The 22916-nt window shown below is 63.9% G+C and carries 19 protein-coding genes; 12 read left to right on the forward strand and 7 right to left on the reverse strand.

The genetic code is table 11. The annotated features are described in order from the left end of the window. Window positions 1–104 precede the first annotated feature (104 nt). The 6 genes from ACSSVG_RS21600 to ACSSVG_RS21625 all read left to right on the forward strand — a co-directional run bounded on the left by ACSSVG_RS21600 (window position 105) and on the right by ACSSVG_RS21625 (window position 6115). Window positions 105–1541, forward strand: a complete 1437-nt coding sequence (locus ACSSVG_RS21600) for a sugar porter family MFS transporter (RefSeq protein ID WP_492416232.1) — start codon at window positions 105–107, stop codon at window positions 1539–1541. After that, window positions 1538–2455 carry an N-acetylglucosamine kinase gene (locus ACSSVG_RS21605; protein ID WP_492416234.1) on the forward strand — a complete coding sequence of 306 codons (918 nt, stop codon included), beginning with the start codon at window positions 1538–1540 and terminating at the stop codon, window positions 2453–2455. The genes ACSSVG_RS21600 and ACSSVG_RS21605 overlap by 4 nt, the downstream gene beginning before the upstream one ends. A 76-nt stretch (window positions 2456–2531) precedes the next feature. After that, window positions 2532–3650 (forward strand): LolA family protein, encoded by a 1119-nt coding sequence (locus ACSSVG_RS21610; protein ID WP_492419266.1) that lies wholly within the window; start codon window positions 2532–2534, stop codon window positions 3648–3650. Next, complete coding sequence (locus ACSSVG_RS21615) at window positions 3647–4618, forward strand: ABC transporter ATP-binding protein (protein WP_492416236.1); 972 nt, start codon at window positions 3647–3649, stop codon at window positions 4616–4618. Before ACSSVG_RS21610 ends, ACSSVG_RS21615 begins: the two co-directional genes overlap by 4 nt. Beyond that, window positions 4608–5474, forward strand: coding sequence for an ABC transporter permease (locus tag ACSSVG_RS21620; RefSeq protein WP_492416238.1), 867 nt, complete (start codon window positions 4608–4610; stop codon window positions 5472–5474). Before ACSSVG_RS21615 ends, ACSSVG_RS21620 begins: the two co-directional genes overlap by 11 nt. 20 nt (window positions 5475–5494) lie before the next feature. Further along, entirely contained in the window at window positions 5495–6115 is a 621-nt protein-coding gene (locus ACSSVG_RS21625) for an L-threonylcarbamoyladenylate synthase (RefSeq protein WP_253468200.1), read from the forward strand. A gap of 2 nt (window positions 6116–6117) precedes the next feature. On the opposite strand, the gene ACSSVG_RS21630 is transcribed toward ACSSVG_RS21625, so the two are convergent. Further along, on the reverse strand, window positions 6118–7218 hold the full coding sequence (locus ACSSVG_RS21630; RefSeq protein WP_492416240.1) for a serine hydrolase domain-containing protein: 1101 nt from the start codon (window positions 7216–7218) through the stop codon (window positions 6118–6120). A 12-nt stretch (window positions 7219–7230) separates the two neighbouring features. Next, entirely contained in the window at window positions 7231–8256 is a 1026-nt protein-coding gene (gene ligD / locus ACSSVG_RS21635) for a non-homologous end-joining DNA ligase (protein ID WP_231341293.1), read from the reverse strand. Between the two features lie 76 nt (window positions 8257–8332). On the opposite strand from ligD, the gene ACSSVG_RS21640 reads away from it, so the two are divergent. Beyond that, a complete protein-coding gene (locus ACSSVG_RS21640; RefSeq protein ID WP_492416242.1) occupies window positions 8333–8998 on the forward strand; it encodes an alpha/beta hydrolase family protein in 666 nt (221 codons plus the stop codon). Between the two features lie 3 nt (window positions 8999–9001). Here the strand turns inward: ACSSVG_RS21640 and ACSSVG_RS21645 are convergent, their stop codons facing one another. The 3 genes from ACSSVG_RS21645 to ACSSVG_RS21655 form a co-directional block, all read right to left on the reverse strand. Further along, entirely contained in the window at window positions 9002–11110 is a 2109-nt protein-coding gene (locus tag ACSSVG_RS21645) for an elongation factor G-like protein EF-G2 (RefSeq protein ID WP_492416244.1), read from the reverse strand. A 161-nt stretch (window positions 11111–11271) separates the two neighbouring features. Beyond that, on the reverse strand, window positions 11272–12024 hold the full coding sequence (locus ACSSVG_RS21650) for a M50 family metallopeptidase (protein WP_492416246.1): 753 nt from the start codon (window positions 12022–12024) through the stop codon (window positions 11272–11274). Beyond that, the gene (locus ACSSVG_RS21655; RefSeq protein ID WP_231341289.1) at window positions 12021–12638 is read right to left on the reverse strand and encodes a TetR/AcrR family transcriptional regulator C-terminal domain-containing protein; all 618 of its coding nucleotides are present in this window, start codon (window positions 12636–12638) and stop codon (window positions 12021–12023) included. Before ACSSVG_RS21655 ends, ACSSVG_RS21650 begins: the two co-directional genes overlap by 4 nt. 159 nt (window positions 12639–12797) lie before the next feature. Here ACSSVG_RS21655 and ACSSVG_RS21660 point away from each other — a divergent pair, with 159 nt between their 5' ends. Then, a complete protein-coding gene (locus tag ACSSVG_RS21660) occupies window positions 12798–14255 on the forward strand; it encodes an APC family permease (protein WP_253468196.1) in 1458 nt (485 codons plus the stop codon). Beyond that, window positions 14245–15879: an amidohydrolase gene (locus tag ACSSVG_RS21665; RefSeq protein ID WP_492416248.1), complete on the forward strand. Its 1635-nt coding sequence runs from the start codon at window positions 14245–14247 to the stop codon at window positions 15877–15879. Before ACSSVG_RS21660 ends, ACSSVG_RS21665 begins: the two co-directional genes overlap by 11 nt. On the opposite strand, the gene hrpB is transcribed toward ACSSVG_RS21665, so the two are convergent. Together hrpB and ACSSVG_RS21675 are read right to left on the reverse strand one after the other, a co-directional pair. Beyond that, window positions 15876–18524 carry an ATP-dependent helicase HrpB gene (gene hrpB / locus ACSSVG_RS21670; RefSeq protein ID WP_492416249.1) on the reverse strand — a complete coding sequence of 883 codons (2649 nt, stop codon included), beginning with the start codon at window positions 18522–18524 and terminating at the stop codon, window positions 15876–15878. The genes ACSSVG_RS21665 and hrpB overlap by 4 nt on opposite strands. 92 nt (window positions 18525–18616) lie before the next feature. Next, window positions 18617–19660 carry an NAD(P)-dependent alcohol dehydrogenase gene (locus ACSSVG_RS21675; RefSeq protein ID WP_253468193.1) on the reverse strand — a complete coding sequence of 348 codons (1044 nt, stop codon included), beginning with the start codon at window positions 19658–19660 and terminating at the stop codon, window positions 18617–18619. Between the two features lie 130 nt (window positions 19661–19790). Here ACSSVG_RS21675 and ACSSVG_RS21680 point away from each other — a divergent pair, with 130 nt between their 5' ends. From ACSSVG_RS21680 to ACSSVG_RS21690, 3 genes are all read left to right on the forward strand, one after another. Then, the gene (locus tag ACSSVG_RS21680) at window positions 19791–20687 is read left to right on the forward strand and encodes a helix-turn-helix transcriptional regulator (RefSeq protein ID WP_231341284.1); all 897 of its coding nucleotides are present in this window, start codon (window positions 19791–19793) and stop codon (window positions 20685–20687) included. A 20-nt stretch (window positions 20688–20707) separates the two neighbouring features. Further along, window positions 20708–21112: a (R)-mandelonitrile lyase gene (locus ACSSVG_RS21685; RefSeq protein ID WP_231341283.1), complete on the forward strand. Its 405-nt coding sequence runs from the start codon at window positions 20708–20710 to the stop codon at window positions 21110–21112. A 97-nt stretch (window positions 21113–21209) separates the two neighbouring features. Beyond that, window positions 21210–22898, forward strand: a complete 1689-nt coding sequence (locus ACSSVG_RS21690; protein WP_492416252.1) for an acyltransferase — start codon at window positions 21210–21212, stop codon at window positions 22896–22898. The last annotated feature ends 18 nt before the right edge of the window (window positions 22899–22916 follow it).

The following is a 22916-nucleotide window of genomic DNA, read 5'->3' on the forward strand; positions in this document are numbered from 1 at the left end:
GTAGACAACACTATTGGTCTATGCCAATCTTGAGCAGGTTGGTCTAAACCAATTCCGGAACCAATCCGGCAAGACCCTACTTTTCCACAGATTCAAGGACAAAGATGTCGATCCTGCACGACCTACGGCAAACACCCCGGCTCGGGCTCCTGGTGGGCGGCGCTGCCGCGACCGTCGGAGTGATTTACGGCTACGACATGTCGAATATTGCCGGTGCACTCCTCTTCATCACCAAGCAGTTCAACCTCACCACTTCCCAGCAGGAACTGGTGACGACCGCCGTCGTTGCAGGAGAAGTCCTTGGCGCACTGGTGGGCGGCTGGCTCTCCAACCGCCTTGGACGCAAAGCCTGCATGGTGGGCCTCGCCGTGGGTTACGCGCTCTTCGCCGTACTCAGCGCAATGTCGAACGATGTACCCACCCTGCTGATCGCACGGCTCCTGCTGGGCCTGACCATCGGGGTGTCCGTGGTGGTCGTCCCGGTTTTCGTCGCTGAGTCTGCGCCGGCCAAAGTTCGGGGCGCCCTCCTAGTGGCCTACCAAGTGGCAACGGTCATAGGAATCATTGTGGGCTATGTGGCCGCCTATGCCTTGGCCGGCACCGGTTCCTGGCGGTGGATGCTGGGTTTGGCCGCCGTTCCGGCAGTCATTGTCCTGGCCATTGTCATCAAACTCCCGGATACCGCGCGGTGGTACATGATGCGCGGACGGACTGCAGAGGCCAGGAGGACGCTCTCCGCCATCGAGCCGGACAGTGACGTGGAGGACGAACTCGCAGAGATGCAGCGGGCTATCAGTGAAGAACGCGGGGGTGGCCTTCGCGAAATGCTTCGTACTCCCTACCTGAGAGCAACCGTGTTCGTGGTGGGCCTGGGCTTCTTCATCCAGATAACAGGCATCAATGCAGTCGTGTACTACAGTCCCCGCATCTTCGAGGCGATGGGCTTCAGCGGCAATGCTGCGCTGCTCCTCCTCCCTGCAGCAGTCCAGGTTGCTGCGTTGTTTGCCGTCTTCGTGTCCCTGTCCCTGGTGGACCGGTTGGGGCGCCGCCCGGTGCTCCTGACGGGCATCGGCATGATGGTGCTGGCCAATGTCCTCTTGGTAGGGGTCTTCATGGCAGGACAGAACTTCGGCGGCCTGCTCACTGTGCTGGGCTTCCTCGGCGTCCTTCTTTTCACCGTCGGTTTCACTTTCGGCTTCGGCGCCCTGGTCTGGGTCTACGCCGGCGAAAGCTTTCCTTCGCGGCTGCGTTCCCTCGGAGCGAGCGCCATGCTGACCTCGGACTTGGTGGCCAACGTGCTGGTTGCCGCGTTCTTCCTGACGATGCTCCAGCGACTCGGAGGAGCCGGAACCTTCGCAGTGTTCGGTGTTCTGGCTATCCTCGGGTTTATGTTTGTCCGAAAGTTCGCACCCGAAACGAAGGGACGTCAGTTGGAGGAAATACAGCAGTTCTGGGAAAACGGCGGCAAATGGCCCGACGACGAAGCCGGGACCCCTGCCGGTCCCTCAGTAAAAAACGATGAAGCGGCGGCCATCCGGTGACGCCCGCAGTTCTGGGCCTGCACATTGGCGGTTCCAAGACGCACGCCGTCCGCTCAGGCGGTGCACTCACGAGCGAAGAGCAGGGCGGGGCCGTTTCCACGGACGGCGTAGAGATTACCGAAGCCAGTGCCAACCTTTCCTCAGTGGGCCATCAGGGCGCCGATGCCGTCCTGCGGAGGATTGCCGCAAGCGTCGGTGGCGGAATCGAGGCCGTGTGCGCAGGAGCAGCCGGCGCGGACACCCCGGCCAGCCGGGCAGTCCTGTCCGCCCTGCTCACGGAGCACTTCCCAGGCGCCCGTATAGACGTGGTCCATGACACGCGGATCGTGCTCGCGGCGGCCGGCCTCGACGCCGGTGTTGTCCTGGTTGCGGGCACCGGATCGGTGGCGTGGGGCCGCAACCATGACGGACGCGAAGCACGCAGCGGTGGATACGGCTACCTGCTGGGCGATGAAGGCGGCGGCTATTCGGTGGTGCGTGATGCCGTGCGCGAGGCGCTGCGGGAGTATTACGCAGGGCTGGAACCCGGCACTCTTGTCCGCGCGCTCATGGCCGCAACGGCCAGTGTGGATGCGTTGCAACTCATGGACTCCTTCTATGCGAAGCCTGAGCCGGACCACTGGGCTGTGCTCGCTCCGTTGGTCCTTGAACTGGCAACTGAAGGCGATCCGGCCGCTTTGCGGATCCAGGCAGAGGCAGCCCATCATCTGGCCACGCTGGCCAGGCAGGTCTTGGGAGAGCTTGGCTTGGACCTGCCTCTGGTCATGGCAGGCAGTTTGTTGGTGAACCACACCCAACTTGCCGGGTCAGTTGGCCGAAAGGTTTCCTTGGAAGATCCGTCGTTGATCCGGATCCTTAAGCAAACCCCAGTCCACGGGGCGGTGGAATTGGCCCGCCAACTTATCCGGGGCTGATGCAGGGGGCAGGTGATCCGGACGGTTATCCGGAGTAGTCTGGATTTATGCCTTTCACGTGTGGTGGTTGGTAGCAGTGGCGCGGACCAAGCAGCGGTGGCTGCCTGCCGTCCTGATCACCCTTGTGGTGGCGATGGCAGTAATGTTCGGCTCAGTACAGGCCGGCGCCACGGTGTCCCTCCCACCCAAGACCGCCGACGAGGTCCTGGCCATGATCGCGCGCACCGAAGTGCGGGCTCTGTCCGGCACAGTGGAACAGACCGCCGGGCTTGGGTTACCCGAGGTCCCTGCAGGACCGGGAACCGCCCCAGGAGCGGCCTCAGCCATGGAACTGTTGACCGGGTCGCACACGGCCCGGGTTTACCTCGATGGCCCGTTCAAGGCCCGGTTGCAGGTCTTGGACCGCATGGCCGAGCGTGACGTCGTGATCAACGGTGGTGACGCGTGGTTCTACAACTCCGCGGACAACAGCGCGACGCATTTGACCATGCCGGCGCCAAGCAGAGCGGAAGTCCCGTCCTTCGCGGGGCCGAGGGAATCGCTCCCTCCCACGCCATCGCCGGACACCTCTGCGCGGGACGTGCCCACGCCTGAAGCCATGGCGAGCCGTTTCCTGGCCGCCATTGATGACAGCACAGGGGTATCGGTCGGCGAGGCTTCCTCAGTAGCCGGCCGCAGCGCATACCGTGTGAGCCTGCACCCGCGCAGCGCGGAAACCCTGGTTGACTCGGTGACCATCGACGTCGACGCGGAAACCGGGCTTCCGTTGGGCATCGAAGTCCGCGCCAAAGGGCAAACCGAACCGGCGTATTCGCTTGCCTTCACTGAGCTGGACCTGTCCACACCGGATGCCGCGTTGTTCGACTTCACCCCACCCCCGGGCGCCACTGTGTCGGAGAAGGCACTCCCGGCCAAGCCCGTTCCAACCATGACGGCCCCTGAGGGTTCCCCCACGACCAGCCACCCCCGCCCCACTGTCACAGGACAGGGCTGGGATTCGATCATCGCCTTGCCCGCCGGTTCTGCTCCGTCCGGGCTGACCTCCAATCCCCAGTTTGCGCAAACGCTGGAGCCAGTTGCCGGCGGCCGGGCGTTGAGGACACCGCTGGTGAGCATCCTGATTCTCGACGACGGCCGCATCTACGCGGGCATGGTGCCCTTGGAACGGCTCCAGGCAGCCGCTGCCGCACTGTGAAGGAACCCGTCCCTGCCGAACCCGCCATAGAAACGCACGGCTTGGTCAAGCGTTTCGGCCACCGATCCGCCGTCGATGGAATTGATCTCTCGGTCCCCCGTGGGTCCGTGTTCGGTTTCCTTGGCCCCAACGGTTCAGGAAAGACCACCACCATCCGGGTGCTGCTGGGCCTGGCTTCGGCGAACAGTGGGAGCGTCCGCGTCCTCGGTAAGCCGATGCCGGAGGCCTTGGCAACAGTGCTGCCTGATGTGGGGGCCTTGGTGGAGGGGCCGGGCTTTTATCCTTTCCTCTCAGGCACGGGCAACCTCATGCGCCTTGATGCCGCCGATCGGCATGCTTTGTCCTCTACCCGGCGGCAGCGCGTCCATGACGCCTTGGAACGCGTTGGGCTCAGCCACGCCGCCGGAAAGAAAGTCCGCGCTTACTCGCTCGGCATGAAACAGCGGCTGGGGCTGGCCAATGCCATGCTCAGGCCGCGGGAGCTGCTGGTCCTCGACGAACCAACCAACGGCCTTGACCCGCAAGGGACGCGTGAGGTCCGGGGCCTGGTCCGTTCACTAGCGGCAGGCGGGACCACGGTGTTCGTTTCCAGCCATCTACTGGCTGAGGTGGAACAGATGTGTACCCATGTGGGCGTGATGAGCGCCGGCCGCCTGGTGGCCCAAGGACCTTTGGATGAGTTGCGCGCTGCCGGGCAGGCGCACGTTGTGGTGCAAACGCCCGACGTCGAACGCGCCGCCAATGTCTTGACGCGCCTTGGACTGGTTCCCGGCGAAGCTCCGGGAACCGGAAGCGCGTGGGGATCCACCGCGTTGCTGGGCACCGGACTCAACGGAGTCGAACCCGAGAGGATCGTGGCCGCTCTGGTGGCCGACGGTGTCCGTGTCCGCGGCTTCACCGTGGAAAAAGCGAGCCTGGAAGATCGGTTCGTGTCGCTGACCGGAGAGGGGTTCGACGTTGTCGGCTGAAATTGCTTCGCCTCACGGCGCCGTCATTGGCCGACCGGGAATCGGATGGGCGCTGCTGGGCTCGGAGTTGTCCGTCCTGTTCCGCCGGCTCCGCACGTGGGCCATGCTGATCGCCCTGGCTGCCGTGCCCATCCTGATTGCCGTGGCCGTCAAATTGTCCTCCCGGCCCACGACACCCGGGCGGGGACCACTGTTCCTGGACCGGATCACCCAGAACGGCCTGTTCGTCGCAGTGACTGCCCTGGTGGTGTGCGTTCCGCTGTTCCTGCCACTGACGGTCGGCGTGGTGGCCGGCGATACCATCGCCGGCGAGGCCAGCTTGGGAACCCTGCGGTATCTGCTCCTCGCTCCCGCGGGACGGATCCGCCTGCTGCTGGTGAAATATGCCGGGGCCGTTGCTTTCTGTTTCGCAGCGACGGCGACCGTCGCTGCCTCCGGCGCCCTGGCCGGCGTCGTACTTTTTCCCGTGGGCCCGGTGACTTTACTGTCCGGCGACACCATCAGCGTTGGCGAGTCAGCGTTGAGGTCCCTGCTGATCGCTGCGTACATCACGGTGTCGCTCCTTGGGCTGTCCGCGATCGGACTGCTGATCTCCACCTTCACGGATGTGCCGGTAGGCGCCATGGCTGCCACCATCGTCCTTTCGGTGGTCTCACAAGTATTGGACAACCTGCCCCAGCTTGAGTGGCTTCATCCATGGCTCTTCAGCCACCACTGGCTGGGGTTCGCGGATCTGCTGCGCCAGCCGGTCTCCTGGACGTCGTTCGCCGGGAATGGGCTCCTCCAAGCCGGATACATCGCAGTGTGCGGCGCGCTGGCCTACGCAAAATTCTCCAACAAGGACGTCTTGTCATAGCTTTGTCGTAGGCTCTTTCCATGGCCAGATTCTTTGACGTGCACCCGGAAGATCCACAACCACGCGCCATCGGCCAAGTGGTGAACATGCTCCAAGGCGGCGGCCTGATCGCCTACCCTACCGACTCCTGTTACGCGCTTGGCGCCCAGATCGGCAACAGGGAGGCGCTGGACCGCATCAGGAGCATTCGGCACTTGGATGACAAACACCACTTCACCCTGGTGTGCAAGGACTTTGCCCAAATGGGCCAGTTCGTGATGATTGACAACGACATTTTCAGGAGCATCAAGGCCGTTACCCCCGGCAGTTACACTTTCATCCTCCCTGCCACCCGTGAAGTGCCCAAGCGGCTCCTGCACCCGAAGAAGAAGACTGTGGGCGTACGTATTCCGGATCATAGGGTGGTCCAGGCGCTCCTGGCGGAACTGGGCGAACCGCTGTTGTCCAGCACGCTCCTGCTTCCGGACGAAGAAGAGCCCTTAACCCAGGGCTGGGAGATCAAGGAACGGCTGGACAACCAGGTGGACGGCGTCATCGACGCCGGGGACACTGGATCCGAGCCCACCACAGTGATTGACTTCTCCAGTGGAGCAGCCGAAGTAGTGCGCCGGGGAACGGGCGATCCTTCACGCTTCGAGTAGGCTCAGCGGAAGTGGAAACGGCAGCTCGAATTCAACGCCACCTGCGCGAGTCCCGTCATTTCCAAGGCCAGCGCTGAAGGCTGTGGTGCAATCGGCTGCGGTGGATAGGCCATGAAGATGGCCAGTTGGCGGTTCCCGTCGGCGCTGCTCATGGTGATGCTCCCGTATCCGGGCACGTCTCCGGCATGGCCGTAGTAGGAGCCGTTCGTGCAGTGGTCTTCCCAATGGTCCAAGCCAAGGCCGTAGCCCGCGAACACGCTCCCTTTCATGGAGACGAGACTCTGCGGCGCCAACAGCCGGCCCTCCAGCAGCGCGGCCTGGAACCTGGTGAGGTCCTCCACTGTGGATAGGAGGCGTACGGATGAAGCCCCGTTCGGTACGTGCGGGAACGTCACATCCACCGTCTCCCCGTTCAGCTGGACGTAGCCGTGGACCACATCATCCGGTGTGGCGGAGCCCGGCACGAGCAGCGATGTGGAATCAAGGGTCAAGGGCGACAGGATATCTGTTCGCAGGGACGTCTCCAGGGGCACACCCCTCAACCGCTCCACCAGAAGACCCAGCAGGGTGTCGGCTTGGGGCGATGGCGCAGCAGGCAACTCCGTGGCGTCACCAAGGAGCTGGCGGATCGTCACGGGGTTGCCTGCCGGGACAGATCCTGGCAGGTGGGTGTTGATGGGATCGTCCAAGGCCAGCCGGCCTTCCTCGACGAGCTTCAGCACGGACACGGCCACCATGGTCCGGAGCTGATCCCCACCATCAAAACGGTCACCGGGCTGGACCGAAACCGGCGCAGCACGGCTCCTCACTCCGGCTGCGTGGCTCCACTCCTGCTGGCCGGCCTTCACTTTGATGAGCACCGCCGAGGCGCCTTCGTCCAGCTTCTCCCTGGCGAAGAGTTCCAAGGTGGCCCGGAGCTCCTGGAAGGCCGGCGAAACAGCCATCGTCACCGGCATCGAAGGTTCCAGTGACGGTGTCTGCGATGGTTCCACAAGCGTGGTGGGCTGGGATGGCATCGGCTCCGGTGTGCCCGTGCAACCGCAGAGGAACAGCCCGCACACGACTGCCGCGGTCAGGGCCAACCTCGCTGCACTTTCCGGCATGCGGACTCCCGTTTACTCCTCCTGCTTGCGGGCCCGGCTCGGCTGCACGCGCATGGGCTCGCCCGGCATCTTGGGGAACTCCGGTGGGAACGGCATTTCGCCTTGACCATTCTTCACGTCCCGCTCCCACCACCCGAGCAGGACGTCGATGCCGCCAGGCTGTTCGTGCATGGACGCCCACGGGTCCCCCACCGACGTCAAACGGTCCGGAACAGTGGCGATGGTGTATTTTGCCGGGTCGGCGTTCTCCAGTTCATCCCACGTCAGCGGACAGGACACCTGGGCCAGTGGCACGGCCCGTGGGCTGTAGGCGCCGGCGATGGTCCGGTCCCGGTTGGCCTGGTTGAAGTCCACGAAGATCCTTGTCCCGCGTTCCTCCTTCCACCACGCGGTGGTGACTTTCTCCGGCATGCGGCGCTCCAACTCCCGTCCAGCGGCAATCACGGCGTGGCGTACGTCGAGGAACTCATGCTTGGGGTGGATCGGCGCGTACACATGGAGTCCGCGGTTGCCGGAGGTCTTGATGAACGCCGTCAGTCCGGCTTCCGCCAGAACGTTGCGGAGTTCCTGCGCGGCAGGTATCGCGTCGGCGAAGTCGGTTCCGGGTTGGGGGTCGAGGTCGATTCTCAACTCATCCGGATTGTCGGGATCGCTGGCCCGGGACGCCCAAGGGTGGAATACCACCGTATTCATCTGCGCCGCCCACACAGCCGCTGCCGGCTCATCGATCACCAATTGTGGATGCGACCGGGCACTGGGATACGTCACCGGGACCGAGCGGACGTACTCCGGAGCGCCCTTGGGCGGATTCTTGGAGAAGAACATCTCCCCCTCAATGTTGCCTGAGTACCGTTGGAGGCTGATGGGCCGGTTCCCGTTGGCGGTGACAAACGCTTCGCCGACGTCGATGAGGTAGTTGGCAAGGTCCAGTTTCGTCAGCCCCGCCTCCGGCCACATGACCCGGCTTGGACTGGAAATCCGGACCTCCCGGGGGCCGTCGGGACCGGGCACAGTAACGGTGGTTGCTTCGCTCGCCATGGGCACAAGCTACCCCGTTAAGGCCACGCGCGTCAGCACCCACGGCGTTTTTGCTGCAATGGGCAAAGATGGATACATGCCAAACACTGAAACACCTGTTGCCATCGCTGTCGGAGAGTCCGCCATATCCGCCCTCCACATCCGGCCGGATCATCCGTTTGCCACGTTGGTGGTGGCGCACGGCGCCGGGGCCGGAATGGAACACCCGTTCCTCCAGGGTTTCGCTGTGGCGATGGCTGACCTAGGGGTGGCCACCCTGCGGTTCAACTTCCCCTACCGCGAGGCCGGCAGGCGTTTCCCTGATCGCCCGCCGCTGGCCATCGCCACCTGGCGAACGGTAATGGACAAGGCCGCCGGGCTCAGCGACGGCGAGCCCCTCTGGGCGGCCGGCAAGTCCTTCGGTGGGCGCATGGCGTCCATGGCCGTCGCCGAAGGAATGCCTGCCAAAGGTCTGGTGTATCTCGGCTATCCACTGCACGCGCCCGGAAAACCGGAGAAACTGCGCGACGAACACCTCTACGGCGTCACGGTTCCGATGCTCTTCCTCCAAGGCACCCGGGATACGTTTGCAACACAGGACCTGCTGGAGGGCGTAGTGGACAGGATCGGTCCGACGGCGACACTCCAGTGGAGCGAAGGCGGTGACCATTCGTTCGTGGTCAAAGGCTTGAAGCGCAGTGCCGCCGAGGTGGGAGCATCCCTTGCCCCGGCAGTGGTGTCCTTTATCCGGGCCAACTCCTAGGGGCTACTTCGGCAGTGGCTCGTGGCGAAGGTAGGACCGGCGGAAACGCCCCGTTCCGGCACTGAGGGCGCGCAGATCGATCGCGTACCGCAGCAGTTCCTGATCAGGAACTTCCGCACTGATGTCCGTTCCCTGGCCGTCTGCCGCGGTGGTGCCCGTGACCCGGCCGCGCCGCCCCGAAAGATCGCTCATGACCGCACCCACGTAGTCATCGGGAACGCTGATGACTACTGATGAGACAGGTTCCAACAGTTGGATTTTGGCGGCCGCGGCGGCCTCGCGGAGTGCCAACGCTCCCGCTGCTTGAAAGGCTGCATCGGATGAGTCCACGCTGTGGGTCTTTCCGCCCACCAAGGTCACCTTGATGTCCACCACAGGGAACCCCGCAGACACACCCTTGAGCATCTGCGAACGGATCCCCTTCTCCACGGACGTAACGAACGTCCCGGGAATGGCGCCGCCGACGATCTTGTCCGTGAAGGCGAATCCTTCACCCCGGCCGAGGGGCTCCACCTCGATGTCGCAGATGGCAAACTGCCCGTGGCCACCGGATTGCTTGACGTGACGCCCGTGTCCCGCAGCCTTGGTGGCGAAAGTTTCCCTCAGCGGGGTGACTACGTCCACGGTCTGCAGTTTGACGCCCTGATGGCGAAGCCTGTCCAGGACCACCTCAGCGTGGGCCTCCCCCATGCACCAGAGGATGAGCTGGTGGGTGTCCTGGTTGCGCTCCAAACGAAGAGTTGGATCGGCCGCAGCCACCTTTCCGATGCTCTTGGCCAGTGCGTCTTCGTCACTGCGGGAGGCGCCCTCGATGGCAATGGGCATCAAGGGCTCGGGCATGTTCCAGGTCTCGATCAACAGCGGAGCCTCGCGGTCCGAGACAGTGTCTCCGGTCTCGGCGCTGGCAAGCTTGCTGATGGCGCAGATGTCACCGGCAATGCACTTCGGAACGGCCTTCAGGCTGGTGCCAACAGGCGAGTAGAGATGCGTGACGCGTTCGTCGGCGTCGTGGTCTTCGTGTCCCCTGTCCGCCAGCCCCCTGCCGCCGACATGTATCGAGGAGTCTTCGCGCAGGGTCCCGGAGAAGACCCGAACCAAGCACACGCGGCCGAGGAAGGGATCTACAGTGGTCCGAACCACCTCGGCGGCAAGGCGCCCGGTTGGATCACATTCCAAAGGCTTCAATGATGAACCGTCGGCTTTCATCACAGCGGGAGCGATGCGTTCCAATGGCGATGGCAGGGCATCGGTCACCAGGGCCATGAGCTCCGGTAGGCCCAACCCCGACTCGGCAGACGTCGGGATCACCGGGAAGAAACTCCCCCTGGCCACAGCGGTTTCCAGATCACTGATCAGGTCCATCAGAGGCAACTCCTCCCCGCCGAGGTACCGGTCCATGAGGGTTTCGTCTTCGCTCTCGGCGATGATGCCTTCGATCAAGGTTCCCCTGGCTTCTTCGACGTCCGCGACCGGCAGGCCTTGATGATAGGCGCCCTCCAGCACTCCGATGAGGCCGGCGTTGCCGGACGCGGGAAGGTACAGCGGGAGGACCGACTCGCCAAAGGCTTCCTGGCACCTCACGACGGCGGCACTGAAGTCAGCGCGCGGGTGGTCCAGTTTGCTGATCACCACCACCCGGGGCATACGGACCTTCTCGCACTCGCCCCACAAGGCAGTGGTGGCACCGTCAATGCCGTCCAAAGCCGACACAACAAAAAGGGCCGCATCGGCGGCCCTCAAACCTGCGCGAAGTTCGCCGGTGAAGTCGGTGTAACCGGGGGTATCAATCAGATTGACCTTGACGTCTCCTACCAGGATTGGTGCGACGGACATGGTCACGGACCGTTGTTGGTGGATCGCCGAAGGGTCGGAATCACTCACCGTGGTGCCCTCGCTGATGGAGCCCATGCGGGAGATGGCGCCCGTTGCTGCGAGCAGGGCCTCGACGAGCATCGACTTACCTGCCGCTGAATGGCCGACGAGTGCAACATTCCGGATGCGGGCAGGATCACTTGCTGCCAATGCCAATGCCGATCCGTTATCGCTCCGCTTGGCCTCGGGCGTTCCGGTGCCGCTTCCCTTTGCAGTTTCGCGTGTGCCCTTCGCGGACATGGGCACCTCCTGGTGTTATCTCCCGGCACGGAGTCCGAATGCCAAACACTTCGAACGTTAAAGAGGATTGGACACCCAAAAGCGACCACAGGGCAAGGGGCAGGCAGCGAGCAACGCGGACGAACCGCCGTCGAACCGCGGAAGCGCAGCCAAACAGCGGTCTATACGGCGAGCATGCCCCACAACAACCAGGCGGACGCTGCTGCGCATCCCGCAATCACCGCAGTGAAACCCGATAACCACACGAATACGGGGACGCCCGTAGTGCGGCCAAGGATGAACGCATCGGATGCCGCGAGCCTTTCCCGGCGCCGGATGTGGACGCCGGCAAGCTTGAGGAGGTCCCGGACGCCGCCGACGGACAGGGCGATGCCGAGGGCAAGCACGACATAGTTAACGGTGGTGGGGGCTGCAAACAGAACCAGGACCTGGGCGACGGCGGCACTGAGTACCGCTACGAGGATCCCGGTAAGGTTTCGCAGGAAAATCAGCGACACCAGCAGGACCACGGCTCCGACGGACATGGCCGCGCCCGACCTGCCTGCGGCACAGGCGGCAATCAGGCCCAGCCCGACCACGGCGGGCGCCGGGTAGCCCCAAAACCCTGACCATGCCGCACCAAATGCGCTCCGTCCACTGCTGACGAGGCGGCCGGAATGGTCGAGCCCGATGCGGAGGCTGTGCACGAAGCGGCCGGTCATCAGCGCCGCATAGGCGTGGCCGAGTTCATGGACGAACGTTACATAGAGGCCGAACCAGCGCCACGTAACGCGTGGAATGCTCAGGAGGATGGCACATGCGAGGATGCCGAGCAGCGCAGGCAATGGCACTGCCGTGGTGTGGGTCTCCGAGAAACCGCGCACCACGGAGTCCCACCAGGTTTGGGCGATATTCCCGGCGCCTTCCACCGTCACAGCACCGTCGACTGAAGACGCGCGTGGAGGCCGGCGATGAGGATCTCGAGGCCGAAATCGAAGGCCGCCTCACCGCGCTTCCCAGCCGGACCTGCTTGGGCCAGGGCGCCGGTAAGCCTGGGGAATCCCTGGGCGGGCGGCGCCCAGACAACGTCCGGGGCGGCGAGGTCCAGTGCGAAACCGAGCGCGAAACTGTCGATGGTGGAGATCGCTGACACCACGTCCCGGCCACGGAATCCCGCACTCTCAAGTGCCACGGCAAGGTTCTCGTAGAGGGCAAGAACCTGATTATCCTGAACCGTTTGGAGGACCAACAGCGGAGCGAGCCGGGGATGGCGTGCAAAAGCGTCACGGTAACTTCTGACGATCGCCCTGAGCGCGGCCTCCCAATCCTGCCCGTCCCCGAGGACATAGGGGCTCTCAGCGATGATCCGGCCGCGCATCAGTTCAAGGATCTCCTCACGCCCGCTGACGTGGTTGTAGATGGACGACTGGCTGACCCCGATCCGCTTGGCCAGTTTCGGCAGGCTGAAGTCCCCTGCCTCGTCCACCAACTCAAGAGCGGCGGTAACGAGTGCATCGATGGATATCAGCGGGACCAGCGGGCGTGCCATACGGGTGTCTCCATTCAGGGTTGTTGTTACGACTCTAGCCAGAAGTTTGCGTCGAAGTATTGTGCTGCGAGTCACAAGACCCTACGATAAACGAAAGCCTTTCGCTTTATGTTCCATTCTCCTAAAACTTCCCTCCCCCAATAACCACAGAGGACCCCCATGTCTGACCTCGAAACCCGACCTCCAGCAGCGGATGCTGGAAGCGGGCTCAAACGGAATGCCATTGGCACTGGCGGCATCGCCTTCCTGGTAATTTCTGCCGCAGCCCCGTTGACTGTCATGGCCGGCGTGGCGCCTGTAGCCATCGGCACCGGGGGCATCGGCGCCCCCATGGGCTATGTCATTGCCGGCGCTGTCCTGCTCGTCTTCGCGATCTCCTTCATGGCCATGACCAAACACGTCAAGGCCGCCGGCGGTTTCTACACCTACATCACCCTGGCCATGGGCAAAACAGTGGGGCTGGCCTCGGCCATTCTGGCGATCGTGTCCTACAACTGCCTGCAAATCGGCGTCTACGGACTCTTCGCGGTCCAAACCCAAGCCATGCTGAGCACCCTCTTCGGCCTGGACGTACCGTGGCCGGTAGTTGCTTTGGTTGCTATTGCGGCCGTCTGGTTCCTCGGCTACCGAGGGATTGATGTCGGCGCCAAAGTCCTGGGCGTCCTCCTCATCGCTGAGACCGCCATCCTGGGCATCATGGGCGTGGCAATCCTCGCCCGTGGCGGCGCCCAAGGAATCAGTTTCGCCTCGTTCTCCCCGGAGCACGCGTTCACCCCCGGAGTCCTTGCCATCCTGGCGATCTGCTTCGCGGCCTTCATGGGCTTCGAATCCACCGTGCTGTACCGGCGTGAAGCGCGCAACCCGGACAGGTCCGTCCCGCGGGCAACCTACATCGCCGTTGGGTTCATGTCCGTGTTCTACGCTTTCATCGTTTGGACCGTCATCCAGGCCTACGGTGACGGAAACGTGGTGGCAGCTGCCGGCGAACTGGCGGATGGAATGTTCTTCGCCACCATCAATGAGTACGTAGGACCGTGGGCCGAGGTGGTCATGTACGTCCTCATCGTGACCAGCGTCTACGCCTCGCAGCTGGCCTTCCACAATGCTATTAACCGCTACGTCTACATGCTTGCCAAAGACGGCGTCCTCCCGGCTTTCCTCGGCAGGACACACCCCAAATACAAGTCGCCGCATCGCGCCGGGCAGATCCAAACCATCCTGGCCGCCGTCGTCATCATCATTTGCGCCATTGCCGGAGCCGACCCCTACAAGCAGTTGCTGATCTGGGTCAACACCCCAGGGATCTTCGGGATCGTTGCGCTGCAGGGCCTGGTGTCGGTCGCAGCGTTCATCTACCTGCGTCGCAACCCCGCGGCGGTCACCAACCGCCTGCTCCTTCCGCTCAGCGTCGCCTCGGCCATCCTGCTTTTCGGCGTAGTGGCGCTGATCGCCATCAACATCGAGCTCCTCACCTTTGCCGATGCGTTGACCAACACCATCCTGATCCTTGTTGCCCCCATCGTTTTCCTGGCAGGCCTGCTGATTGCCCGCAGCCTGCGCACCACCCGCCCCGACGTCTTCGCCCGGATTGGAAGCTACGAAACCCATGACTCCTGACCTCATCGTCCTTGCCGACACCATCCACACGATGGATGGGCAAACCCACGGACAGCCTGTCCAGGCCATAGCCGTCCGCGGCGGCGTGATTACCGCCGTCGGAAGCCGCATGGATGCCCAGCAGTGGCAGCAAGCCGGCACGCGGGTGGTTGACCTGGGCAGCGCCACGCTTACTCCGGGCCTGGTGGATTGCCATATCCATCCGGTATTCGGCCTGGACCTGACTATCGGCGTTGACTTGTCGGGAGCGACGACGCTGGATGAGGTCAAAGCCCTGCTGTCGTCGGAAGCTGCCAGCGACGCCGGTTGGTTGCGTGGATGGGGGCTGAACCCGAATGCCTTTGGGACAGCGCCGTTGCACCGCAGCGTCTTGGACGACGTCAGCGGCCACAAGCCCGCAATGATCAGGTTGTTCGACGGCCACTCGGCCCTGGCCAACAGCCGGGCGCTGGAACTGGCCGGCATCCACGGTCCGCACGAATTCGCGCAGGCTTCCGAAGTGGTGTGCGATTCCGACGGCGACCCCACCGGCTTGTTGCTTGAAGCCGCAGCCATGGAGCTCGTCCAACGGCACATCCCGCAGGAGACCTTCAACCAACGTAAGGCACGCCTCGGCGATCTCTTGAAGGACTTCGCCCGCTCGGGACTGACGGGGGGCCACATCATGGACCACAGTGACGAATCCAGCGCACTCTTCCAGGCGTTGGAGTCCGACGGCGGGCTGCCGCTGCGGCTGCGGGCAGCGCCGTGGTGCATGCCGGGCAGCGATGAAACCGACTGGAAGGAACTTGCCCGCACGATTGGTACGGGCGGCCGCCGGTGGTCCGTTGAAGCCATCAAACTCTTCGTCGATGGAACCGTGGACAACGGGACAGCCTGGCTCTACGAACCTGATGTTCACGGCCAGTCGACCGCACCATTCTGGCCACGGCCGGAGGAATATACCGCGGCCGTCCGCTACTTCGCATCGCGCGGTATCCCGACAGCGACGCATGCCATTGGTGATGCGGGAGTGGAGCATGTGTTGACCGCATTGGAGTCGCTCCCCGGCATTGTTCCAGCGGACATCCTGAGCCAGACCGTCCACAGGATCGAACACCTCGAGACCGTCCCGGACGCGCTCGTCGCTCGTTTCAAGGGGTCGCGCGTGGTGGCCAGCATGCAACCGACACACTGCACCCACTATTCCCTCGCGGATCACAGTGACAACTGGTCGACCCGTCTCGGCACTGAAAGGGCGGAGCGGGCATGGCGCTGCAGGGACCTTCGCGAGGAAGGCGTGACGTTGGGCATCGGTTCGGATTGGCCGATCGCACCCTTTGAGCCACTTCCGATCATCGCCGATGCACAGTTGCGCCGGAGATCCGGACATCCGGAGCAGGAACCCATCGCGCCGGCCCAGGCACTCACCGCACTCCAGGCGCTGGAGGGCTACACCTCGCACGCGGCAAAGGCTGCCGGCCTGTGGGACGTGTCGGGCTCCATCACAGTAGGAAAACGGGCAGACTTCACCGCGTTCGAGCACGACCCCCTGACCACAGCCCCGGACGAGCTGGCCGCCAGCGCCATAGTGGGAACGTTCGTGGACGGCGAGATCCAGTTCATGCTGGAACGGCTGGCCTAGCTGGAGGGACCGGAGCCCATCCGGTTCTTCGTCCTGGCGGTGGCCGGCGCGGTCCACGGGTCTTCGGGCCAGGGATGCCTGGGGTAGCGACCACGCATCTCGGCCCGGACCTGGGAGTACGGACCGGACCAGAAAGACGCGAGGTCATCAGTAACGGCCAGGGGCCTGCCTGCCGGTGACAGCAAGTGAAAGAGCACAGGTACCCGGCCCTCGACGAGGTGCGGCGTGCGGTCCCAGCCAAAGCATTCCTGGAGTTTGACCGCCACAACCGGCCTGCCGCCGTCGCCCGTATCCCCACGGTCCGAAACTTCGGGGTAGTCGATCCGCACCCGCGAGCCGCTGGGGACCTCAAGCCGCTCGGGCGCGAGGCTGTCCAGACGGGATGCCTCGGGCCAGGGCAGCAGTCGCCGCAAAGGTTCCGTGAGGTTGATGGAATTAACGGAGGTCCCGGTGGCCATCGCTTCCAGTTCCGGGGCCAGCCAGTCCTCAAGCCGGGCCAGGAGATTGGGCTCACGGACGTCGGGCCAGGGATCGCCGAGCTGGTGATAAAGCAACGCCAGCCGCCTTCGCAGGGCATCAGCTGTGGCGGACCAGCCAATGGTCGCTAACCCGGCCTTTCCCAGCGCCGCAGCAACAGCGTGACGTCCGGCCTCCGCGCTGGGACGGACAGGTGTGGACGACAGGACGATCGCGCCCAGTCGGCGTTCCAGCCGGGCAGTCACCTTGCCCTGGTCAAACTTCGCCTGCACCCTGCTGACCAGTAGATCCGGCGCCGCAGCTTCGGCGAGTTCCGCCGTCAAGGGAGCGGCTGAGCGGATCACGGCACCCGTTCCGGCTGCATCGCGGCCCTGTGCGCGAGACACTTCGGCCACCGCAAGCCAGTGATGCCCGGACAGTGGACTTCCCGCCGGCAGCCCTGCCCGCGTCCCGGATGACAGCAAGTACGTGGTGGATCCGTCACCGGGAACCAGCCGGGCCACCCGGTCAGGGAACGCCAACGCCACCACAAAGCCAGGCGCTTCCCTCGCGGTGACCTCCGTCTTCGGTAGTGAAGGCACGACGGCGGCCGCCTCCTGACGCGCGATCGATTCCATCCGCTTCGCGTCCTCAGCGAATCGCCGGGCACCGGGGTCGGAGCCGGACCGCAGGGAGGTCAGGAGCCTTGTGAGGTCTGCGCCCGGTGCACGCTGGTCACCGGAGACCAGGGCCACCGTCTCGGCCGCTGCACGTTTGCCAACTACCGCAGCTCCATCCAGCAGGGCGCGGGCAAGCCGTGGGTCTGCGGGGACACGGGCCAAGGTCTTGCCCAAGGCGGTGACTGAGCCGTCGGCTGAGGCAGCGCCAAGTTCCCGAAGGATCTCCATGGCATCGTTCATGGCCCCGGGCGGGGGCGCATCAGGCAACTTCAGGCCCTTGCCGCCCGGCGCACCCCAGCACGCAAGGACGAGCGCGGCTCCGGTCAAGTCTGCCACCGAGATTTCGGGCGTTTGATGCGCCGGGGAGGCCGCCAAGGCCTGCTGGTCGTAGCAGCGGACCACGGTGCCCGGTCCTTGCCGCGCAGCGCGGCCAGCACGTTGCTCGGCCGAAGCCCGCGAGCAGGACACTGTCACCAGTCCGGACATTCCACGGCCTGAGTCCCGCCGCGGTTCCCTTGACAGCCCGGAATCAATGACCAACCGCACGCCGGGAACGGTAAGGGACGATTCCGCAAGGGCAGTCGAGACGATGATCCGCGGCGGGCCTCCCGGCACCCGGCCTGAAACGGCGCGGTCCTGGGCGTCCGGCCCGATCTGGCCATGCAACTCCAGTACCTCAACGTCCCCCTGCACCTGGGCGCGAAGGCGCGTCACGACGTCGGACACTTCACGGGCGCCAGGGAGGAAAACCAGCGCGTCCACGTCGTCGTGCTTGGCCAGGGCCGCAGCGTGGGCTGTCGCTGCAGTGCGGGCGATGTGGTCCAGGAAGCTGCGGGCCACGCCCCGGTCGTTGAGCCGGTGTTCAGCGGCAGGAGCCCATTGAACCTCCAGGGGATACAGCGCGGACGGGCAGTCGACGACGGGAGCCGGCCCGCCGTCGGCATCCCCTGACCCGTTCCGCCCCAGCAGTGCGGCAAAGCGTGCGGCATCCAGGGTTGCCGACATGGCCACCACCATGAGGTCGTCCCGGAGCTCCCGGACCTCGGAGAGCATGCCGATAAGGAGGTCCGTTTCCAGGCCCCGCTCGTGGACCTCGTCCAGAACTACGGCATCGGTGCTTTCGAGGCCGGGGTCGGCGAGGAGACGTCGGAGAAGGATGCCGGGCGTGACGAACTCCACCATGGTTTCCTGGCTGGTCTTGCTCTCACCACGGACGGTGTAACCCACTTTGCCGCCCAGGCGGCTGCCGTCCAATGACGCCAGACGGCGGGCTGCTGAACGGGCAGCAACACGCCGCGGCTGGGTGACGACGACGCGTGTCCGGCCTGTTTGTCGTTGATCGATAAGGTTGGCCAACAACGGTGGAACCAAGGTGGTCTTGCCTGTACCAGGTGGTGCTTGCACGACTGCAGTGCCGCCGTCGCCCTGATTCTTCACGGCGTTTGCCAAGGCCTCAAGGGAATCAGCGAAGACCAAGCCCTTGCCGATGGTGTCCAGTCTGAAAGTCACCAGACCATTGTCTCTGGTGCCTGGCACGGGAAAGGCCACGCCCGCATCCGGGGGCGTGGCCTTTCCTGTGGCTTCTGTGCCTGCTGTGCCTGTTAGCCGATGGTGGAGGCGTCGATGACAAAGCGGTAGCGGACGTCCGAGGCAAGGACGCGTTCGTAGGCATCGTTGATCTTGCTGGCCGGGATGACCTCGATCTCAGCGCCCAATCCGTGTTCTGCGCAGAAGTTCAGCATTTCCTGCGTTTCGCGGATGCCGCCAATGGCTGAACCGGCGAACCGGCGACGACCCGTGATCAGCGAGAATACGTTCACCGGAAGTGGTTCGGCCGGAGCGCCAACGTTGACCAACGTTCCATCAAGCGTCAGCAACTGAAGGTACGCACTGATGTCGATGGAGGCGCTGACCGTGTTGATGATGAGGTCGAACGTCCCGCCGAGCTGCTCGAAGGTGCTGGGATCGCTGGTGGCGTAGTAGTGGTCCGCGCCAAGCTGCAGCCCGTCCTCCATCTTCTTCAGTGACTGCGAAAGGACCGTGACCTCAGCGCCCATGGCGTGCGCGATCTTGACGGCCATATGGCCGAGCCCGCCGAGTCCGACGACGGCAACCTTCTTGCCAGGGCCGGCGCCCCAGTGGTGGAGCGGCGAGTAGGTGGTGATGCCTGCGCACAGCAGCGGCGCAGCGACATCGAGGTCCAGGCCGTCCGGGATGGTGACGACGAAGTCCTCGTTCACTACCACGTGGCTGGAGTAGCCGCCCTGGGTGATGGTGCCGTCGCGGTCAACAGCACCATACGTGCCCACATTTCCGTTGAGGCAGTACTGCTCTTCTCCGGCCAGGCAGTTCTTGCATTCCTTGCAGGAGTTGACCATACAGCCGACGCCCACACGGTCGCCCACCTTGTGTTTGGTGACCTCCGGGCCGACCTCAGTGACGATGCCGGCGATTTCATGGCCGGGAGCCAGCGGATACTGTTGCGGGCCCCAGTCGCCGCGAACGGTGTGGATGTCGGAGTGGCAGATGCCGGCGAACTTGATGTCGATGTGGACGTCGTTGGGGCCCACCTCACGACGTTCGATGGTAGTCAAGGTCAGGTCGCCCGTGGCCGAGGGGGCAGCGTAAGCATTAGCGGTAGGCATGTTTCTCCTGCGTGGTTCTCTTTGTTGGATAACTCCATCTAACCCTGATTCCCTGAACGGAAGGAGTTACTGCTGTTAGGGGTAATGACAGGGACTCCCTTAGCTGGTCATAGGCCATACCGTTGAAAGCATGGACAACCGGACTGAGACGCGCGACTTTCTTGCTACCCGGCGGGCGAAAATCACCCCCGAACGGGCTGGGCTGGCAGCCTATGGTGGCAACCGCCGTGTCCCGGGCCTTCGTCGCGGGGAGGTGGCCATGCTCGCCGGAGTGAGTGTTGAGTATTACACCCGATTGGAGCGCGGAAATCTCTCCGGTGTCTCGGAAAGCGTACTGGAGTCCCTGGCCAACGCACTGCAGCTTGACGACGCCGAACGCGCCCACCTTTACGACCTCGCACGAGCGGCGAGCGACGGCGGCAGGTCTCGTCGTCGTCCGATCCGAAAGCAGGCCATCCGGCCAGGCGTGCAACTTACCCTGGATGCAATCACCGGATCGCCCGCGTTCATCCGCAACGGGCGCCTGGATTTGCTGGCGACCAACGCCTTGGGCCGGGCGCTGTACTCGGACATCTACGACAGCCCGGCCGGGCCGCCCAACCATGCGCGCTTCCTCTTCCTTGACCCGCGCAGCCACGATTTCTATACGGACTGGGAACGTGCCGCCAACGACACCGTGGCCATCATGCGGACCGAAGCCGGCAAGGATCCCTACGACAGGGGGCTCAGTGACTTGGTAGGCGAGCTGTCGACCCGCAGCGAGGAATTCCGGGTCCGATGGGCGTCACACAATGTCCGCCAGCACTACACCGGGAAGAAGCACTTCCGTCACAGGATCGTGGGCGACCTGCATCTGTTGTACGAGGCATTGGATCTGTCCGCCGACGCCGGCTTGACCCTGACCGTCTACAACGCCGAACCCGGCACGGGCACAGCGGACGCGTTGCAACTGCTCGCAAGCTGGGCCGCCACCACGCTGGAGATTCCCCGGGAATCAGCGCCTGCCCGAAACATCCACAACCAGTAACCCGGAACGATAAAGGAATCATGGACATCTTCCCCAAGACCATCAGCACCAAAGGACCCGCAGAACTCTTCACCGGTGATGTCTACTTTGACGTCATCGCCAAGGGTGAAGCTCCCTCGCAGCTGCGGGTCAATCTCGTCCGCTTCGCACCGTGTTCCCGCACCGCATGGCACACCCATGCCGCTGGGCAAACACTGCACGTCACTGACGGGGTTTGCTTGGTTCAGGCCCGCGGCGGCGAGGTAAAGGTGGTCCAGGAGGGCCAAACCATCTACACACCTCCAGGCGAGTGGCACTGGCACGGCGCTGCCCCTGACCACTTCATGAGCCACTTGGCCATGTGGGAAACCACCGGGGTTGCTGATGGTTCCGAGACGACCTGGGGCGAGTTGGTCAGCGACGAGGAGTATGGCTACCCGGGGTGAACGAACATGATCGATTGTGGTGGACGCATTGACCGGCGTTTGACCGGCGCGAATAATAGGGGAAGCGCTTTCCATTACTCACCGCGGAGTCAACAACGTGAATGCCCCTCACCACCTCAGCTACGACTACTCCCCTTGGACGTTCTGGACTTCCGCATCGGATATGGAGCGCGAGGCACAGCACGAGTATCAGAAGGTCTTCGCGGAACGGGCCGGAGTCACTATCGGTGAACGGGCATTCCTTTCGCCCCTTGCCAGCGTCGATCCCGATGCCCTCTCCATCGGCGCCGACTCGTTTATTGCTGCTCACGCATATGTCACCGGCACCATCACCATCGGCAACGACTGCACCGTCAACGCCTTCACCGTGGTTCGAGGCAACGTCACCATGGGCAGCGGCGTGCGGATAGGTGCCCATACGTCCATCCTTGGCTTCAACCATTCGATGGATCCGTCCGAACCGGTCTTCAAGCAACCACTGACCAGTAAAGGCATCCAGCTTGGGGACGACGTCTGGATCGGCTCCAACGTTGTGGTCCTTGATGGAGTTACCGTCGGATCCCATGCTGTCCTGGCCGCCGGTGCCGTGGTCACCAAGGATGTCCCGGAATGGTCGATTGTTGGAGGGAACCCGGCCCGCCGGATCCGGGATAGGCGGGAGACCGCTTCAGCTGGACCATCCGGTGCCGGGGAGTCTGCGTTCGACGACGGGTTGTTGGCCAGGTTGGCGGCCTTCGCCGATGCAGCACGCGCTGACGCTCCTGCGATTCTTTCGAGGAACTGGACGTCTGCCGCCGGTGGCAGTTATGTGGACCGGCCTGGCACGGCGCCGACCGTTAGGGCGCACTGCGATGCAGTTGAAATAGCGGATCTTCTTCTGGGTTGTGCCCCGTTGGAACTGTCGCGTGAGGAGCACATATCGCGGCTTCAGAATCTCCAGGATCCATTGACAGGCCTGGTTCCGGAACTGGGTTTTGATCCACAGGGTTCCGATGGCGGACTTCGGTTCGGTTCCGGCCCTGCCACATACCACGTCCTATCCGTGGGATACGCAGTGGATCTGCTGGGCAGCCGGTTCCTTTACCCGGTGCGTGCCGTGGCAGAGATGGACCCGGCTGGGTTGGTGGCGTCCCTGGAGGCCCTGCCTTGGCGTCAGGAAGCCTGGGAGTCCGGCGCGTGGGTGGATGCTTGGGGAACTGCCGCCTGTTGGAACCTCGCCCAAAGGCATCCGAACTCCCCGGGTTCAGTTGAGGCGATGTTCGGCTGGCTGTTGACGCACGTCAATCCTGGGGCCGGTACATGGGGTACCCCCACGGCCGACACCCGGTTGAAAGTAGTGAACGGATATTACCGCCTCACCCGAGGCACGTTTGCCCAGTTCGGCTTGCCGGTCCCCAACGTTGAGCGCCTGGTGGATACCGTCCTTGAGCACTCCAAGGACCCACGATATTTCGCTCCCGGCCGGCAGAACGCGTGCAACGTCCTGGACGTTGTCCATCCTCTATGGCTTGCGTCGAAGCAGACGATGCACCGCCGGGATGAGGTGAATGCATGGGCTGCGACCCAGCTGAAGCAGGCCCTTGCCTGGTGGCATCCGGGCGAGGGAATTGCCTTCAGCGCCGCGCCGGAGAGCGGCAGCCAGCATCTGCCAACCCTTCAAGGAACCGAGATGTGGCTGGCCATCATCTGGTATCTCGCGGACCTTCTCGGTAGCGCCGAAGCTTTGGGATACCGGCCCCGTGGCGTGCATCGACCTGAAGCCGCATTCCAGCTGCCGACACTCTAGGCACACCTTGGGGCCATC

Source organism: Paenarthrobacter sp. E2MeOHC11, assembly GCF_058744955.1.